Origin of the sequence: [Clostridium] celerecrescens 18A (assembly GCF_002797975.1) — a bacterium.
In the GTDB taxonomy this organism is placed as follows: Bacteria; Bacillota; Clostridia; order Lachnospirales; family Lachnospiraceae; genus Lacrimispora; species Lacrimispora celerecrescens.
Genome location: NZ_PGET01000001.1, coordinates 2,952,626 through 2,970,604, shown reverse-complemented (window position 1 = coordinate 2,970,604; position 17,979 = coordinate 2,952,626). Strand labels below are relative to the sequence as shown.

Below are 17,979 nucleotides of genomic sequence, written 5' to 3'. Positions count from 1 at the left end.
GGTGCAAAGGAGAACAACGTGAGGCTAGTCATTGTAACAGGCATGTCAGGCGCAGGAAAGACCCAGGCGCTTAAGATGCTGGAGGATATGGGATTTTATTGCGTGGATAATCTTCCCATACCCCTGATCGAAACGTTCGCAGAGCTGACCCTGAGCAATCAGGGAGGGATCCGGAACGCAGCTATGGGGATTGATATCCGCAGTGGAGAGGATTTATCGGTTTTAAACAGGATTTTTGATGATTGGTCAAGAAAACGGGTACCCTTTGAAATTCTCTTCCTTGATGCAGGTGACGAAACACTGATTAAGCGCTATAAGGAAACCAGGAGAGCCCATCCCCTGGCGGCTGGCGGAAGGATCGACAGCGGGATTGAAAAAGAACGGGTAAAGCTGGGATTTTTAAAGGAAGAAGCGGATTTTATCATTGATACCAGCCGGCTTCTAACAAAGGAACTCAGGCAGGAGCTGGAAAAAATATTTGTGAACCGGGAATCCTACCGGAATTTATATATCACGATCCTTTCTTTTGGATTCAAGTATGGGATTCCGTCGGATGCGGATCTGGTATTTGATGTAAGGTTTTTGCCAAATCCATACTATGCAGAAGAGCTGCGGCCCAAAACCGGAGAAGAAAAAGAAGTGCGGGACTATGTGATGCAGCATGGGACCGCTGCCCTGTTTTTAGACAAGCTTAACGATATGCTGGAATTTCTGATTCCCAACTATGTACTGGAAGGAAAGAACCAGCTGGTAATTGCCATCGGATGCACAGGCGGCAAGCACCGGTCGGTTACCATTGCCAGGTCTGTTTATGACAGGTTTAAATCCAGGGAAGAATTTGGGATTAAGATCGAACACCGGGACATCGATAAGGATAATATACGGAAAAGGATGGTCTAGCCATGTCATTTTCTTCCAAGTTAAAAGAAGAGCTTTCCAGACAGATCAGTCCGGCAAGGCATTGCCAGATTGCTGAGATGGCTGCGATCATAAGCCTTTGCGGAAAAATAATCATATCGGAAGACGACCGCTATACGATTAAAATTAATACAGAAAATGTGGCAGTTGCAAGAAAGTACTTTACATTATTGAAAAAAACATTTAATATAAGTACTGATGTGTCCATTAGAAGAAATGCTTATTTAAATAAAAACCGTACCTATACGGTGACAGTCCGGGAGCATGAGGAAGCGATCCGTGTTTTACACGCCACAAAACTTCTTGATGAAAACGGAGAAATAGGGGAAAACTTAAATCTTGTAAGGAATGTTGTCATCCAGCAGTCCTGCTGCAGGAGGGCATTTATCCGTGGTGCATTTCTCTCTTCCGGATCCATAAGTGACCCTGAGAAATTCTACCATTTTGAAATCGTATGTGCAACAGAAGAAAAAGCACAGCAGCTAAAGTCCATTATTGCGACCTTTGACCTTGAGGCAAAGATCGTAAAGAGGAAACGCTATTTTGTGGTTTATATAAAAGAAGGAAACCAGATCGTAGATATTCTGAATGTAATGGAAGCTCCGGTGGCCTTAATGGAACTGGAGAACATCAGGATCTTAAAGGACATGCGCAACAGTGTGAACCGACAGGTCAACTGCGAGACTGCCAATATTAATAAAACGGTATCAGCTGCGGTAAAGCAGATAGAAGATATAACATATATCAGAGATACAATCGGACTTGATAATCTTCCGGACAATTTAAGCGAAATTGCCAGGGAACGGTTGGAGAGGCCGGAAGCAACATTAAAAGAGCTTGGAGAAGCTCTGGACCCTCCTGTAGGCAAATCAGGAGTGAACCACCGACTTAGAAAGCTTGGCGACCTGGCAGGGCGGCTGCGCGGGACAGGCATTAGCAGCGGAATGGAATAATCCGTTCATAGGATTGAGGAGGATAATTATGGTAAGAAAAACAGTCACCGTTGAACTTGCATCAGGCTTAGAGGCAAGACCAGTTGCTATGCTGGTTCAGGTTGCAAGCCAGTATGAAAGCAACATTTATGTTGAAATCGAATCCAAGAGAGTAAATGCAAAGAGTATTATGGGCATGATGACTCTGGGACTTGCAGCGGGAGAACAGATTACGATCACTGCGGATGGTACGGATGAGGAGCAGGCGATTGCCGAAATCGAAAAATACTTAAGCAATCACGAGTAATATTTAAAGAATACGGTATGTTCCAGGCGGAGGCTCTGATAATGGAGGCTCCGCCTCTTAACGTATGAAACGAAGAAATCTGGTACAAAAGGTTTTCCGGCATGTTTCTTTATGGTATACTGTTTCATAGAGCAATGAGCAGGATTCGCAGGCGGCACTGCGGCCTTATGCATACATAGGAAAGAAGAAGGGAGGCACAAATGGCATTTACACATTTACACGTCCATACGGAATACAGTCTGTTGGACGGCTCCTGTAAGATAAAAGAGCTTGTGGCCAGGGCAAAGGAGCTTGGAATGGACAGCATGGCCATCACTGATCATGGGGTGATGTATGGCGTCATTGATTTTTACAGGGCGGCCAGAGAGGCGGGGATTAAGCCCATCATCGGGTGTGAGGTATATGTAACCTCCGGATCAAGGTTTGACAGGGAAACCGTAGGCGGTGAGGACCGTTACTATCATCTGGTCTTATTGGCGGAGAATAACCAGGGCTACCAGAATTTAATGAAGATTGTCTCAAAAGGCTTTGTAGATGGATTTTACTATAAACCAAGAGTGGATTATGAGATTTTAAAGCAATACAGTGAAGGGATCATTGCATTAAGTGCCTGTCTGGCAGGAGAGGTACAGAGGCTGGTCAGCCGCGGACAGTATGAGAAGGGAATGGAAGCTGCCCTTCGCTATCAGGAGATATTCGGGAAGGGAAATTTCTTTCTGGAGCTTCAGGATCATGGGATACCGGCTCAGAATACGGTAAACCAGAACCTTCTTCGGATGAGCCAGGAAACGGGGATCGATTTGGTGGCCACCAATGATATCCACTATACCTATGCAGAGGATGCCACACCTCATGATATCCTGCTGTGCATTCAGACCGGAAAAAAGGTGGCGGATGAGAACCGCATGCGCTACGAGGGGGGCCAGTATTACTGCAAATCCGAAGAGGAGATGCGTACGCTCTTCTCCTATGCAGGAGAAGCCATTGACAACACTTACAAGATTGCAGAGCGCTGTAACGTTGAGATTGAGTTCGGCGTAACCAAACTGCCAAAGTATGACGTGCCGGAAGGGTATGATTCCTGGTCCTATTTAAACAAGCTATGCCTGGAAGGCTTTGAGCGCCATTATCCTCAGGATGAAGGGGAATTAAAGGAAAGGCTTGATTATGAGCTTGATGTCATTCATACCATGGGGTACGTGGATTATTTCCTGATCGTATGGGATTTCATTCATTACGCCAGGTCCCAGGATATTATCGTGGGGCCGGGACGGGGATCCGCAGCAGGAAGCATCGTGTCCTACTGTCTGGGGATCACTAACATCGATCCTATCCGCTATAACCTTCTGTTTGAGCGTTTCTTGAATCCGGAGCGAATTTCCATGCCTGATATTGACGTGGATTTCTGCTTTGAACGGCGTCAGGAAGTTATTGATTATGTGGTTCGGAAGTATGGAAAGGACCAGGTGGTTCAGATCGTGACCTTTGGTACCCTGGCGGCCAAGGGGGTGGTGAGGGATGTGGGCAGGGTTCTGGACATGCCCTATGCCCGTTGCGACACCATAGCAAAAATGATCCCGGGAGACCTTGGCATGACCCTTGAAAAGGCTTTAAAGCAAAGCCCTGACTTAAGAAATGCATATGAGGAAGATCCTGAGGTCAAATACCTCATTGACATGTCCATGCGTTTGGAAGGCCTGCCGAGGCATACGTCCATGCATGCTGCCGGAGTCGTGATCAGCCGGACTTCTGTGGATGAATATGTTCCTCTTTCCAGAGCAGCTGACGGAACCATAACCACGCAGTTTACCATGACCACTCTGGAAGAACTGGGGCTTTTAAAAATGGACTTCCTTGGGCTGCGTACTCTGACCGTTATTCAGAATGCGGTAAAGGGCATAGAGAAAAACAGGCAATTATCCATTGATATGGACCGGATCAATTATAATGACAAGGCAGTGCTGGATTCCATTGGTACCGGAAAGGACGATGGAGTGTTCCAGCTGGAAAGTTCCGGTATGAAGAGCTTTATGAAGGAACTGAAACCAGGAAGCCTGGAAGATATTATTGCCGGAATATCCCTTTACCGCCCCGGTCCCATGGACTTTATTCCAAAGTATTTAAAGGGGAAGAACGACCTAAGCTCCATAACCTATGAATGCACCCAGTTAGAGCCCATCCTAGGTCCTACTTATGGCTGTATCGTATACCAGGAGCAGGTAATGCAGATCGTAAGGGACCTTGCCGGATATACCATGGGCCGCAGCGACTTAGTGCGAAGAGCCATGTCAAAGAAGAAGACTTCTGTCATGGAAAAGGAACGGCAGAATTTTGTTTATGGGAATCCAGAAGAGGAAGTATCTGGGTGTATCTCCAATGGAATCGATGAAAAGACAGCAAATCAAATCTATGACGAGATGATCGATTTTGCCAAATACGCCTTTAATAAGTCCCATGCGGCAGCTTATGCGGTGGTATCTTATCAGACCGCCTTTTTAAAATATTATTATCCCCAGGAATTCATGGCAGCTCTTCTTACTTCGGTCATGGATAACGTAACAAAAGTATCCGAATATATTTTAAGCTGCAGACAGATGGGAATCTTTATTCTTCCACCGGATATTAACGAGGGAGAAAGCGGGTTTTCCGTTTCCGGAGGATCCATCCGCTACGGCTTGTCGGCCATTAAGAGCGTAGGAAAGTCCGTGGTAGAGCAGATCGTGACGGAACGGGAACAAAATGGAATATTTCACGATATGGAAGATTTTATTGACCGGATGAGCAATAAGGAGGTCAACAAAAGGACCCTGGAAAATTTCATAAAATCCGGAGCTTTGGATACCCTTCCTGGTACAAGAAAGCAGAAGCTTTTGATTGCACCGGAGCTTTTGGAGCATAAAGCCAAGGAACGGAAAAATACCATGGAAGGCCAGATGACCCTGTTTGATATTGCAGGGGAGGAAGAAAAGAGCCATTTTCAGGTTACGTTCCCTGATGTGGGAGAATTTATAAAAGAAGATCTTCTGGCATTTGAGAAGGAAACCCTTGGAATTTATTTAAGCGGTCATCCCATGGAAGCTTACGAAACCACCTGGAGAAATAATATTACCGCAACCACCATCGATTTTGTTGTGGACGAAGAAACCGGAGATGCCGGTGTTTCTGACGGTTCCTATGTGACCATTGGAGGTATGATTACAGGAAAGACCGTAAAAACTACTAGAAACAACAAAATGATGGCATTCCTCATCCTGGAGGATCTGGCAGGATCCGTGGAAGTAATCGTGTTCCCCAAGGATTATGAGAGCAAGAGGGAGCTATTTGTGGAAGATTCCAAGGTCTTCATACAAGGCAGGGTATCCGTTGGCGAGGATCCGGTGGGAAAACTGATTTGTGAGCGGGTAACTCCATTTTCAGCTCTGCCAAAGGAACTGTGGCTGAAATTCCCTGATAAGGAATCCTATATGGTGCTAGAACGGGATATCTTAAATGACCTAAAGGAATCAGAGGGCGATGATTCAGTCATCATCTATCTGGAAAAAGAGCGGGCCAGAAAGGTTCTGCCGGCTAACCGGAACGTGAACGCGGGAGATGGACTCCTGGATGCTCTGGTTAAAAAACTTGGTGAAAAAAATGTCAAGCTCGTAGAAAAAAAACTTGAAAAGATTGGGAAAATGAATTAGAATACAACATGTATGCAATGAAAAACTTACAATAACAGATATCCGTGAATCAGGAGGAAGCTACTATGGCAAAACAAGTGAAAACCATCGGCGTATTAACCAGCGGCGGTGATGCACCAGGTATGAACGCTGCAATCCGCGCAATTGTCAGGACTGCAATCCATAAAGGATTGGAAGTAAAGGGAATCATGAGGGGATACGCAGGCCTTCTGCAGGAAGAAATTGTTGATATGAACAGCACCAGTGTATCCGATATTATTCACCGCGGAGGAACCGTTTTATATACAGCCAGATGTCAGGAGTTCACAACTGCCGAAGGGCAGAAAAAGGGCGCTGAGATCTGCAGAAAACATAATATCGACGGCATTGTGGTCATCGGAGGAGACGGTTCATTCCGGGGAGCCGGGAAGCTTTCCGCGCTTGGGATCAATACCATTGGACTTCCTGGAACCATTGACTTGGATATTGCCTGTACGGATTACACCATTGGCTTTGATACGGCTGTCAACACAGCTATGGAGGCCATTGATAAGGTACGTGATACATCCACTTCCCATGAGCGCTGCAGCATCATCGAGGTAATGGGACGTAATGCAGGCTATATTGCCCTTTGGTGCGGGTTTGCAAACGGCGCAGAGGACATTCTCTTGCCGGAGCGTTATGACGGCGATGAACAGGCCCTCATTAACCGTATCATTGAGAACAGAAAGCGGGGCAAAAAGCATCATATCATCATCAATGCAGAGGGCATCGGACATTCTTCCTCTATGGCAAAGAGAATCGAAGCGGCCACAGGCATTGAGACCAGAGCTACCATCCTGGGCCATATGCAGCGAGGCGGCGCGCCTACCTGCAAGGACCGTGTCTATGCTTCCATTATGGGCGCAAGGGCAGTAGAGCTTCTATGTGAGGGAAAGAGCAACCGTGTCGTAGGCTATAAGCATGGAGAATTCCAGGATTTCGATATTCAGGAAGCCCTTAGCATGACAAAGGACATCCCGGAAGACCAGTATCAGATCAGTAAGATGCTTGTGAGATAATTGAATCAGATTCATCTGGAGGCAGATATGGAATATACGGTGATCAGGCAAAATTTTGAAAAACACGGGTTTTCCACACAGCTTTTTTCTACAAAAGAAGAAGCACGTGAGTATCTGGTGGATGCCTTAAAGAACCAGACCATTGGATTTGGTGGAAGCGTGACCCTTTTGGAAATGGGATTATATGAAGCGCTGCTTAAGAACAATGCGGTGGTATGGCACAATAAGGTACCTTCCAGAGAGGTGCGGCACCTGGCTAACTGTGCCAATATCTATATAACCAGCGCCAATGCCGTATCGGAGACCGGGCAGATCGTTAACATTGACGGAACCGGAAACCGGGTCGCTATGACCGCTTTTGGACCTCAGACATGCTATTATGTTGTGGGCAAGAATAAAATTACCCCCAACTTAGAGGATGCCATTTACCGAAGCAGGAATGTGGCTGCTCCGCAAAATGCCCAAAGAATCCATGCAAAGACACCTTGCGCCCAAAAAGGAGACAAGTGCTATGACTGCAACAGCCCTGAACGGATCTGCCGCATAACGGCGGTGATCGACCGGGCTCCTATGGGCATGAAGTGCGAAATCATCTTTGTGGATGAGGCACTGGGTTTTTAATGAAATAAAAGATAATGAGATTGGCGAGAACAAACGGGATTTTTAATATATTCCCGGCTGTTTCCCGCCATTTTTTTATAGTCTGTTTTTTATTGGAATTTGACAAGCCGGTTTTTTCCGGTTATGCTTATACTAAAATGACCATGGTCGCTTAAGGGGACAAAAGGGACAGAAAGCAAGGTGAAGAACATGGATTCAATTGAAAGGTATATCAATGATCTGATGGAAAAGAGCACACCGGACCGTCCGGTATGGAACATTGAGAAGCTGCTTCATGGGGAGAAGGCAGGATGGAATTACATAGATGGCTGTATGATCAAATCCATTTTAGAAATGTACGCCATTACCGGAGATTTAAAATATCTGGATTTTGCGGACACATTTATCGATTACAGGGTGAGAGTAGACGGGACCATTGACGGATATGATGTAGAAGAACGGAACATTGACAATGTCAATGCGGGAAAAACTCTGTTCGAGCTTTACGACCTGACGGGAAAGGAAAAATACAGAAAGGCCATTGATCTGGTTTACAGCCAGATCGGAAAGATGCCGAGGACAAAAGAGGGGAACTTCTGGCATAAGAATATTTATCCCAACCAGGTTTGGCTTGACGGTCTGTACATGTGTCAGCCATTTTATATGGAATATGAGACCCGGTTTAATCAAAAGGAAAACTGCGGCGATATTTACCTCCAGTTTGCCAATGTGATGAAGATCATGAGGGACACGGAAACCGGCCTTTACTACCATGCGTATGATTCTTCCAGAGAGATGTTCTGGTGTGATAAGGTGACCGGGCTGTCCCAGAATTTCTGGCTGAGAGCGTTAGGCTGGTACACCATGGCCCTTTTAGATACCATGGACAAGTCTGATCCTTCGGATAAGGAAAGCTTAAAGGAGATGGAGGCAGCCTTCCGTGACCTGATAGACTCCATGTTAAAGTACCAGGATGAAAGCGGCATGTGGTATCAGGTGGTAAACTTAGGCGGCATGGACCGGAATTATCTGGAAACCAGCGGAAGTGCCATTTTTTCCTATGCTATTTTAAAGGGAGTCCGTTTAGGTTATCTTCCGGAGTCCTATGCCGGATATGGCAAAAGGGCATTCCAGGGAATCTGCGAAACCTATCTTCATCTGGAAGAGGGGGATATAAGCCTGGGAGGAATCTGCCTGGTGGCCGGACTTGGGGGCAATGAGAGGAGAAACGGAACTTATGATTATTACATGTCCGAGCCCATTGTTAAAGATGATGCCAAAGGGGTAGGACCCTTCCTTCTTGCCTATACGGAGATGAGAAGAACCGGCTGGGTATATAATCAATAAAAACAGGAATGCAAATGGGGATTGGGGCCCGGATTACCGGGCTCCAATCCCCAAACTATATTATCTTAAACTATTCTGTGAATATTTCTTCGGTGAAATCCCCACTTTTTTTGTAAATGCTTTAAAAAAATTACTGTAGTCGTTAAACCCGCACATGCTGTAAACCTCATTGACGCTGTAGCCGCCTGACAGAAGGTTCTGTGCCAGTTGGATGCGGCGGGAGATTATGTAGGAATTGATGGTGGTACCGGTGCTTTTCTTGAACAGCCTGCAAAGGTATGAGGTACTTAAATAAAAATGAGCCGCAATATCACCGATGCTCAACGGGGAATCGATGTTGTGATGGATATAGGTTATGATGTCGGTCACTTTACTGCTGAAATACTGTTTTTGATTTGCCGATCCCTCTCCAAGAAAAGCCTCTGCAGCCAATTTTGTCATGAAAACCATAAGCTCGGCAAAGGTAGAACGTTCCTTCACATCCTGGCCGAATCCCTCTTCCACGGCCAGTTTATTAAAAAGATATGTGAAATGCCGCTGCTGTCCATGGTTTAAGACAATACGGTGGGAAAACCTCTCAGGTCTGTGGGTAAAGCAGTAGGTCAGATCCGTCTGCGGCGTGGAGATGTTCTCCAGGTAGGAGGGATCTATGAATATAACAAACCGTTCCTGAGGGCTGGTGGTATCCATCTGAAGCAGCTGGTGCTTTTCGTATTGGCTGATCATGAACAGGCTTCCTGGTTCGATTAAGTAATTTTTATTATCGATCAGAAATGTGCTGCCTCCGCTTAGGGAAAAGTGAAATTCGTGGCAGTGGTGGCTGTGCATGCTTAAAACTCCCGGTTCGTTATAATGATGTACAATAGAGAAGTACCGGGAGGCAATGCATTGATCAATTCCATCAGAAAAAGAGGTAAGTACTTTCATAAACCATAAATTCCTTAGCTAATGATACTAAAATTATACCATAGGATGTCAATATTTGCAATGTTTTGTGCGGGATTTGAAATGAAATATAAGTAGATGGATGTTATAATAAGGAAAAAGCAAAGTGTAAGCGCTTACGCAAATATGTCAGAAAATGTAGAAAAAGTGAAACCACTTACACAGGGCTTTGAAGAACTCAATTATGAGGGTAAGAAAAAGGAGAAGAAAACTATGAAAAAAATCAAACAGTGGGCTGCGATGGGGTTAGCAACTGTTATGGCAGTGTCCTTAAGCGCCTGCGGCGGGGGAAAGAGCACAAGTGAGACAGCAGCTTCTACAGCGGCAGATACAACTGCTGCTGCGGCAGATGAAGCGACAACAGCGGCATCAACTACTTCAGGAGAGCCGGTAGAGCTTAGGTTTTCCTGGTGGGGCGGCGATAGCAGACATGCTGCAACAGAAGAAGCGATAAAGGCATTTGAAGCGAAATATCCAAACATCAAGGTGACTCCTGAGTATGGTGCATGGACCGGCTGGGAAGAGAAGCAGTCTTTAAATATATTAGGCGGAAATGCTGCTGATGTTATGCAGATCAACTGGAACTGGATCGAATCCTATAGCCAGGGCGGAACAGCTTTTGCTAATCTGGAAGATTACTCTGATGTTCTTGACTTAAAACAGTTTACACCGGAAAGCCTTGATCTCTGTAAGGTTGATAATAAGTTAATGGCGGTACCGATTTCATTAACAGGACGTGTCTTTTATTGGAATCAGACTGCATTTGAAGAAGTAGGCTGTGACATTCCTACTGATCTGGATTCCCTGTATGCAGCAGGTGCAGCATTTAAAGCAAAAGATCCGGATATGTATCCTTTAGCTCTTGGTGAATATGACCGTATGATTTTAATGGTTTATTATCTGGAATCCAAGTATGGTAAAAACTGGGTTGAAGGCGGAGCGGTCAACTATACGGAAGATGAAGTTAAGGACGGAATGGATTTCATTACTGAACTGGAAACAAAGCATGTCATTCCGACATTGGCAACCATTCAGGGTGATATGGCTGACTCTCTTGACAAGAACGCAAAATGGATTGATGGCAAGTATGCAGGTATCTTTGAGTGGGATTCCTCCGCTTCTAAATTCATGTCAGCACTTGAAGGCAGCGTAAACAAGCCTGGCCAAAAGTTCGTAGTCGGTGAGTTCGTTAAGATGGGTGATAACAACGGAGGCTTTACAAAGATTTCCATGGCATATGCAATTGCAGGTAATTCCAAACATCCAAAGGAAGCAGCAATGCTGATCAACTATTTGTTAAATGATGAGGAAGGCGTTAAGATCGTATCCACAGAGAGAGGGATTCCTTGCTCTACAGAGGGCTTAAAGATTCTTGAGGCGAACAAACTTGGCGATCCTCTGACCATTGAAGCTAATACAAAGGTTATGAATTACAGCAAGTTCAACTTAGACAGCAAATTTGAGCACAACGATTTAAAAGCAAACCCAGATGGCGTTTACTATAAAGTATTTGGTAAGTTAAGCACAGGGGAAATTGATTCTAAGCAGGCAGCAATTGAATTGATTAAGGGCATTACAGAGACTCTTGAGAGTTAATAACGATTTCGTACAGTTTGAATAGGTGATACATATTTCATACGAGCCGCCATAATTTTATGGCGGCTCCCATAAAGAAAAGGGCAGACAAAAGATATGGAATGCAGAAATAAGAGAATAAAACCATACCAGCTGACAGGGGCAATACAAATGTATGAAGCTACCGGCGAAGAGGTCTATAAGGATGTTGTAATGACTTATCTAAGCGGGCTGGAAGCTCCGGAAGGATTGGCAGATGGTCTGCCGATACAGGATGGCCTGGCCTGCTTTTTTGCTTTGGATCATACAGGGAATGAGAAATACAGACAGATGATTGAGTCAATCATCGGACAGAATGAATGGACCTTAGATTTTATGCCCTTTGTAACAGCATACGAGACAAGGTATAAAAGAAAAGAACATTATAATGAGATTGCAGCTTTGTTCCATAGGGAAGAAAGACTTGCAGGAAGTGACCTGGTAGCTCTTATAGAAACAATTGGGCAGATGTCAGAAGAAATCTATGAATTTTATAGGGAATTAAGGGATTTGTTTAAAACCGCAGTCAGGAAAAAAATAAAGGAACTCCCGGATTCTTCTGAAGCCCTGGAAATCGGTTATTCCATCTTGAGAGCATGCAATATGGGCGTGCTTCAAAGAGAGAAATACGGTGATTTCGGAGAATTAATTTGGAAAACGATCGAAAGTAACGATAAAGATACATGCGCAGGCCTACAGGAAATGCTTAAAGCGCAACATACTATATTAAAAAAACAGGAGGAATAAAGTATGAAGTCAAAAGGTATCCGTAAGGTTCTGGCAGACAATGCAGGATTTTTTTTCATCTTACCATGGCTGGTCGGATTTATTCTTTTCAAAGTTTATCCGTTCGCCTCTTCCCTATACTATAGCTTTACAAACTATGATTTGTTTAACGGCATCTCGAAGACAGGCATGATGAACTATAATAAGATTTTCACAGATTCCGACATTAAAAAAGCGTTTTATGTTACATTTAAATATGCAATTTTCGACGTTCCCTTAAAGCTGATGTTCGCATTGTTCATTGCATATATCCTGAACTTTAAATTAAAGGGAGTTAATTTCTTCCGGACTGCATATTATGTTCCGTCTATCCTGGGCGGATCCATTGCCATTGCAATTCTGTGGAGAGCCGTATTCAATACAGACGGACTGATTAATACCGTTCTTGGCGTATTTGGTGTTGAAAAAATCAACTGGATGGCAAGCGGGGGCGGTGCCCTGACCGTGATTGTACTTTTAAGGGTCTGGCAGTTTGGTTCTGCCATGGTAATCTTCCTTGCTGCCTTAAAGGGTGTTTCTGAAGATTTATACGAAGCTGCTTCCATTGACGGGGCAGGAAAGTGGACACAGTTCTTTAAAATTACAGTTCCCTTAATTACACCGGTTATTTTCTACAACCTGATCACGCAGTTATGCCAGGCGTTCCAGGAATTTAACGGGCCATTCCTTGTAACAAAGGGCGGACCTAACGGAGCGACTACTTTGATCTCAATCCTGATTTATAACAATGCATTCTTACGGCATAAGATGGGTATGGCAAGTGCACAGGCCTGGATCCTGTTCCTCATTGTTATGACCTTTACAATAGTAGCGTTTGTAAGCCAGAAGAAGTGGGTTTATTATTCAGATGAGGACGGGAGGTAATTGACATGACGAAAGAGACTAAGAGAAAGATCAGTGCAGCGATCCGTTATGCATTACTGATACTTGTCGGATTTATTATGGTATACCCCCTGATCTGGATGGTGGGTGCTACTTTTAAGACAAACTCGGAGATTTTTACCAGTGCATGGTTCTGGCCCAAAAAGCCTGTGACCGATGGTTATGCAAATGCATTTGTAGATTACGGCGGAAAGATCAATCTGATCAAATCCATGCTCAATACATACAAGATTGTTGTGCCAAAGGTTCTTTTCACCGTTGTATCAGCCACGATCACGGCTTATGGTTTCGGCCGGTTTGAATTTAAGGGAAAGGGAATCCTGTTCTCACTTATGATTTCCACCCTGTTTCTGCCTCAGGTAGTGCTGAATGCGCCCCAGTATATCATGTTCAATAAATGGGGCTGGACCAACTCCTATTTACCGTTAGTGATTCCCTCCCTGTTTGCAGGAGATACCTATTTCTTATTCATGCTGATACAGTTTTTAAGAGGTGTGCCAAAGGAACTGGAGGAAGCTGCCAAAATTGATGGCTGCAGTTCCATTAAGACCTTATGGTATGTGATTGTTCCCATGTTAAAGCCATCACTGGTATCCGTTGCACTGTTTCAGTTTATGTGGACGTCCAACGACTTTATGGGACCATTAATTTACGTTTCCGATATGCCCAAATATACGAATTCCATTTATTTGCGCATGTCCATGGACGGTGATGTAGGATTCCAGTGGAACCGGATTCTGGCGATGTCTTTAATCTCCATCATCCCTTCCCTGATTGTATTCTTCTGTGCCCAGGATGCCTTTATTGACGGTATCGCAGCAGGAGGCGTGAAAGGATAATGAAAAGCACGGGCGTGGTAGGTAATTGCCGCGCCCTTTTTAACATCATCAAGTAGGGCCGCGGATTGCGAATATTCGATCGACATAGGAAAAGTTGAGGTGAAGTCAGAATGGAATTAAAAGTTGTTTTTAAAACGGCACGGTCCGTTACCCTTGAGACTGTGACGGAACAGATTTATGAATTTGAAACACCGGGTAAGATTCTGGTAAACGGTAATGTTTTTGGTGAAACGAAACGAGTTGTCTTTACGCTGTTTGACTTAAAACCTGATATGGATTATAATATTTCTCTGGAAAGAAATGGGGAAATGGCAGAAGCCAGCTTCCATACCGACTATGAATTTGTAACATTAAATGTAAAGGATATGGGAGCCAGGGGCGATGGAATCCAGGATGATACATCCTTTATCCAGGCGGCTATCATGGCTTGTCCGAAAGACAGCCGGGTATTGATCCCCAAAGGAAGATATCGTATTACCAGCCTGTTTCTAAAGAGCCATTTAAGGCTTGAGCTGGCTGAGGGAGCGGAACTACTGGCAGATACGGACCGGTATAAATATCCGAGATTTCCTGGAATGATCGAGAGCTATGATGAAAAAGGGGATTACAATCTTGGTACCTGGGAAGGAAATCCTCTCCCGATGTTTGCAGGAATCATAACCGGAATCGATGTAGAAGATGTAGTGGTCTATGGCAGTGGCCTCATCAATGGTCAGGCTTCCTTTGATAACTGGTGGGAGAATGTCCGCCAGATGAAGGTGGCATTCCGTCCGCGTACGGTATTTTTAGAAAGGTGTAAAAATGTGACCCTTCAGGGCTTTTTCTTAAAGAACAGCCCTGCCTGGGTGCTTCATCCATATTTCAGCCAGGACTTAAAATTCCTCAATCTGGATATTCATAATCCGGCAGATTCTCCCAATACCGATGGACTGGACCCGGAATCCTGCAAGGACGTGGAAATACTGGGTCTTCACTTTTCTTTAGGTGATGACTGCATTGCAATCAAGTCTGGAAAAATCTACATGGGCCGCAGGTATCAAACACCTTCTGAAAACATCGTGATCCGCCAGTGCCTGATGGAAGATGGCCATGGAGCGGTGACTGTGGGAAGCGAAGTGGGTGCAGGCGTTAAGAATATCCGGGTAGAGCGCTGCCTGTTTTCCAATACGGACAGAGGCCTTCGGATCAAGACCAGAAGAGGCCGGGGAAAGGACTCTGTGCTTTCTGAAATTTATTTTGACCACATACACATGGATCATGTCAGGACACCATTTGTTGTAAATAGCTTTTATTTCTGCGATCCCGATGGGAAATCTGATTATATACAATGCAGAGAGGCCCTTCCTGTTGATGAACGGACCCCTGAGATCAAAAAGCTGTATTTTACCAACATCAAGGCGGAAAACTGCCATGTGGCGGCTTCCTTTCTCTATGGACTGCCGGAGAGAAAAATTGAGCGCATTGAATTTAAAAATGTTGATATTTCCTTTGCAGGCGAGGCAAAGACAGGAGTCCCCGCCATGCTGTCCGGAGTAGGAGAATGCAGGAAAAAAGGATTTCTCATCAGTAACGTAGACACCCTTATCTTTGATCATGTTAAAATTTCCGGCCAGGAAGGGGAAGCTTTTGTGTTAAGCAGCATCAATCATTACGAAGTGAGATAAAGGAGGAGTTTATTATGCAGATCGGAATCCGGTTACATGATGTCACACCTGGGACCCTGGAGGAACGGGTGGAGATTGCCCATGAGCAGGGATTTACCTGTGCCCATTTGGCCCTGGCAAAAACGGTGCAAGAGCATTCCGTGGAGAATTCCGCGCTGACGCCAGGCTATGCTTCATATTTGCGTAAAAAGTTTGCAGAACATGATGTGGATATTGCAGTTCTGGGCTGCTATTTAAATCTGGCCCATCCAGATCAGGAAGAAATCAAAAAAATCCAGGAGCGTTACTTCGCCCATCTGCGTTTTGCTTCTATATTAGGCTGCAGCGTTGTCGGAACCGAAACCGGCGCACCGAATAAGGAATATTGCTATGAACCGGCCTGCCACACAGAGGAAGCCCTTCAGACATTTATCACCAATCTGCGTCCGGTTGTGGAGTGTGCGGAAAAATTCGGTGTGATTCTGGCAATCGAACCTGTGTGGAGCCATATTGTATACAATTCCAAACAGGCACTAAAGGTGCTTAAAGCCATTGGTTCGCCTAATTTAAGAATTATCCTGGATCCGGTAAATCTTTTGTCAGTGGAAAACAGCAGCAATTACGACCAGGTAATAAGGGAAGCCATTGAGGATTTAGGCGGCTATACAGATGTTCTTCATATGAAAGACTTTGTAGTGGAAGACGGACGGATCATATCCGGTGCTCCGGGAACAGGAGTTATGAAATACGATGTGATTCTGGACTTTGTGAAAAAGGAAAAGCCGTATATCCAGATGACCATTGAGGACAGCAGACCGGATAATGCGGAATGGTCAAGGGAATTTCTTGAGAATTATGGTTGTTAAGAAGATAACTTAAAATTCAGCAGATGTGAACGGTGAGGCTTTTGTCCTCACCGTTTTGCATGCTCAGCTGATTAAATGAACGTATTATTTTGCATAACTACGTCCAGTTTATAACATTTTGACCTTCTTGTGTTCTATCGGTTGTTGGCTCAATTTTGTCGTTACAAGTTTCAACTTTATCTTTTATTATAGATCCAGAATGAATTAGAGCGATTTTAGCACAGACTGGTCCAATTAACTCATACAAAACCGAAGAGGATAATATGATCGTAAGCAACATATTTCCCATACGATCGGGCAAAACTCTTTTCCCCATGAAAGCAAGGCCAATGGCAACACCGGCTTGTGGGATCAAGGCTAACCCTAAATAGTTTCGTACTGCTGCTGTTGTCTTAGCTATCATACAACCTCCAAAAGCACCAAGGTATTTTCCTGCAATCCGTATTACAAAATAAGTTGCCCCAATTATCCCCAGAGTTCCAAACGAGCGAATATTCAAACTCATTCCTGATACAACAAAGAACATAGACAAAATAGGCGGAGTAAACCGTTCAACCTGCTTATATAAGTCTTTGTCTTTCGTCATATTGATATAAGTTGTGCCAAAAAGCATACAGGAAAGTAGAGGTGAAATATCTACGGAGGCGCATAGACCCGCAATTCCAAGAAGAAGTGAAATTGTTAATATCAGCCTGTTATCCTCACTCCGTCCCGGAGTCATCAGCCTGCTTAATAAAGCTCCGCTTATAAAACCGATTACCAATGCACCAATATTATAAATGATGGGCAATATGATTTCAAAAGCAGAAACACGTGCTCCGGCTTCCGTATTAACAAAAGCAGAGGCTAAGCTGAAAGCGATAAGACACACAGCATCATCGAGTGCAGCTACCTGTAATAAAATATTTACAAAATTTCCACGTGCATGATATTGCCGGATTGTAATCATAGTGCTCGCCGGGGCTGTAGCCGTTGCAATCGCTCCCAAGAGCAGACAAAAGCTCCAGCTTAAATGGAATATGTAGTGCATGGATAACGTTACTAATATTCCAGCCAATAAAGATTCCATTAAAGTAATCACGATAACTCCAAATCCAGTTTCTTTAAAAGCCTCTTTTTTAAAAAAACGCCCAACACCAAATGCGATGAAGGCTAATGCAATGTCACTGATAAACCCCATATGTTCAACCATTTCATGTGGAATCAAGTTCAAAACATAAGGCCCTATCACAACTCCGGCAATAATATAACCAGTAACATTAGGCAGTTTCGCCAGCTTTGTAATACGCGTAAGCAGAAATCCAGCCAGCAATATAACTGATAAAGATAAAAGAATAATTGTTGTGTCATTTAAATGACTAAAAAGATACTCCATTGATAAATCCTCCTCTATAATCCTATATTTTCAAATGCGGTTAAAAACACGCACGTTAAAGTCCAATATGATGATGTAACCAGACAACTAAAAAGATTATTTTGTGTTGGTGACCGAAAGTGATTGTTAAAATAGCATGAAGAATATGGAAATGGTTTAATTACATTAAAAATAAGGACGTGCCATACAAATAATAGCCTTT

Annotated in this window: 15 protein-coding genes; 13 read left to right on the top strand and 2 right to left on the bottom strand. The window is 44.2% G+C overall.

The features are described from left to right. Window positions 1–18 precede the first annotated feature (18 nt). From rapZ to H171_RS13650, 7 genes are all read left to right on the top strand, one after another. Window positions 19–900, top strand: a complete 882-nt coding sequence (gene rapZ, locus H171_RS13680) for an RNase adapter RapZ (protein ID WP_100305645.1) — start codon at window positions 19–21, stop codon at window positions 898–900. A 2-nt stretch (window positions 901–902) separates the two neighbouring features. Next, window positions 903–1,871: a DNA-binding protein WhiA gene (whiA, locus tag H171_RS13675; RefSeq protein ID WP_100305644.1), complete on the top strand. Its 969-nt coding sequence runs from the start codon at window positions 903–905 to the stop codon at window positions 1,869–1,871. Window positions 1,872–1,899: 28 nt separating this feature from the next. Beyond that, entirely contained in the window at window positions 1,900–2,157 is a 258-nt protein-coding gene (locus H171_RS13670; RefSeq protein WP_024291282.1) for an HPr family phosphocarrier protein, read from the top strand. A 200-nt stretch (window positions 2,158–2,357) separates the two neighbouring features. Further along, window positions 2,358–5,840: a DNA polymerase III subunit alpha gene (locus H171_RS13665; protein ID WP_100305643.1), complete on the top strand. Its 3,483-nt coding sequence runs from the start codon at window positions 2,358–2,360 to the stop codon at window positions 5,838–5,840. 65 nt (window positions 5,841–5,905) lie between these two features. Further along, window positions 5,906–6,880: a 6-phosphofructokinase gene (pfkA, locus tag H171_RS13660; RefSeq protein ID WP_025231836.1), complete on the top strand. Its 975-nt coding sequence runs from the start codon at window positions 5,906–5,908 to the stop codon at window positions 6,878–6,880. A 27-nt stretch (window positions 6,881–6,907) separates the two neighbouring features. Beyond that, window positions 6,908–7,501: a lactate utilization protein gene (locus H171_RS13655; protein ID WP_100305642.1), complete on the top strand. Its 594-nt coding sequence runs from the start codon at window positions 6,908–6,910 to the stop codon at window positions 7,499–7,501. Window positions 7,502–7,690: 189 nt separating this feature from the next. Next, the gene (locus H171_RS13650) at window positions 7,691–8,827 is read left to right on the top strand and encodes a glycoside hydrolase family 88/105 protein (RefSeq protein ID WP_100305641.1); all 1,137 of its coding nucleotides are present in this window, start codon (window positions 7,691–7,693) and stop codon (window positions 8,825–8,827) included. A 60-nt stretch (window positions 8,828–8,887) separates the two neighbouring features. Here the strand turns inward: H171_RS13650 and H171_RS13645 are convergent, their stop codons facing one another. Further along, the gene (locus tag H171_RS13645; RefSeq protein ID WP_100305640.1) at window positions 8,888–9,754 is read right to left on the bottom strand and encodes a helix-turn-helix domain-containing protein; all 867 of its coding nucleotides are present in this window, start codon (window positions 9,752–9,754) and stop codon (window positions 8,888–8,890) included. 231 nt (window positions 9,755–9,985) lie between these two features. On the opposite strand from H171_RS13645, the gene H171_RS13640 reads away from it, so the two are divergent. From H171_RS13640 to H171_RS13615, 6 genes are all read left to right on the top strand, one after another. Next, entirely contained in the window at window positions 9,986–11,368 is a 1,383-nt protein-coding gene (locus H171_RS13640; RefSeq protein WP_100307528.1) for an ABC transporter substrate-binding protein, read from the top strand. Window positions 11,369–11,464: 96 nt separating this feature from the next. Beyond that, window positions 11,465–12,133, top strand: a complete 669-nt coding sequence (locus tag H171_RS13635) for a glycoside hydrolase family 88 protein (protein ID WP_100305639.1) — start codon at window positions 11,465–11,467, stop codon at window positions 12,131–12,133. A 3-nt stretch (window positions 12,134–12,136) separates the two neighbouring features. Beyond that, window positions 12,137–13,036 carry a carbohydrate ABC transporter permease gene (locus H171_RS13630; RefSeq protein ID WP_100305638.1) on the top strand — a complete coding sequence of 300 codons (900 nt, stop codon included), beginning with the start codon at window positions 12,137–12,139 and terminating at the stop codon, window positions 13,034–13,036. A gap of 5 nt (window positions 13,037–13,041) precedes the next feature. Beyond that, entirely contained in the window at window positions 13,042–13,893 is an 852-nt protein-coding gene (locus H171_RS13625; RefSeq protein WP_100305637.1) for a carbohydrate ABC transporter permease, read from the top strand. Between the two features lie 110 nt (window positions 13,894–14,003). Continuing rightward, window positions 14,004–15,557, top strand: a complete 1,554-nt coding sequence (locus H171_RS13620) for a glycoside hydrolase family 28 protein (protein ID WP_100305636.1) — start codon at window positions 14,004–14,006, stop codon at window positions 15,555–15,557. A 14-nt stretch (window positions 15,558–15,571) separates the two neighbouring features. Continuing rightward, window positions 15,572–16,402, top strand: a complete 831-nt coding sequence (locus H171_RS13615; RefSeq protein WP_100305635.1) for a sugar phosphate isomerase/epimerase family protein — start codon at window positions 15,572–15,574, stop codon at window positions 16,400–16,402. A 97-nt stretch (window positions 16,403–16,499) separates the two neighbouring features. Here H171_RS13615 and H171_RS13610 read toward each other — a convergent pair whose 3' ends face one another. After that, the gene (locus H171_RS13610; RefSeq protein ID WP_100305634.1) at window positions 16,500–17,777 is read right to left on the bottom strand and encodes a cation:proton antiporter; all 1,278 of its coding nucleotides are present in this window, start codon (window positions 17,775–17,777) and stop codon (window positions 16,500–16,502) included. Between the last annotated feature and the right edge of the window lie 202 nt (window positions 17,778–17,979).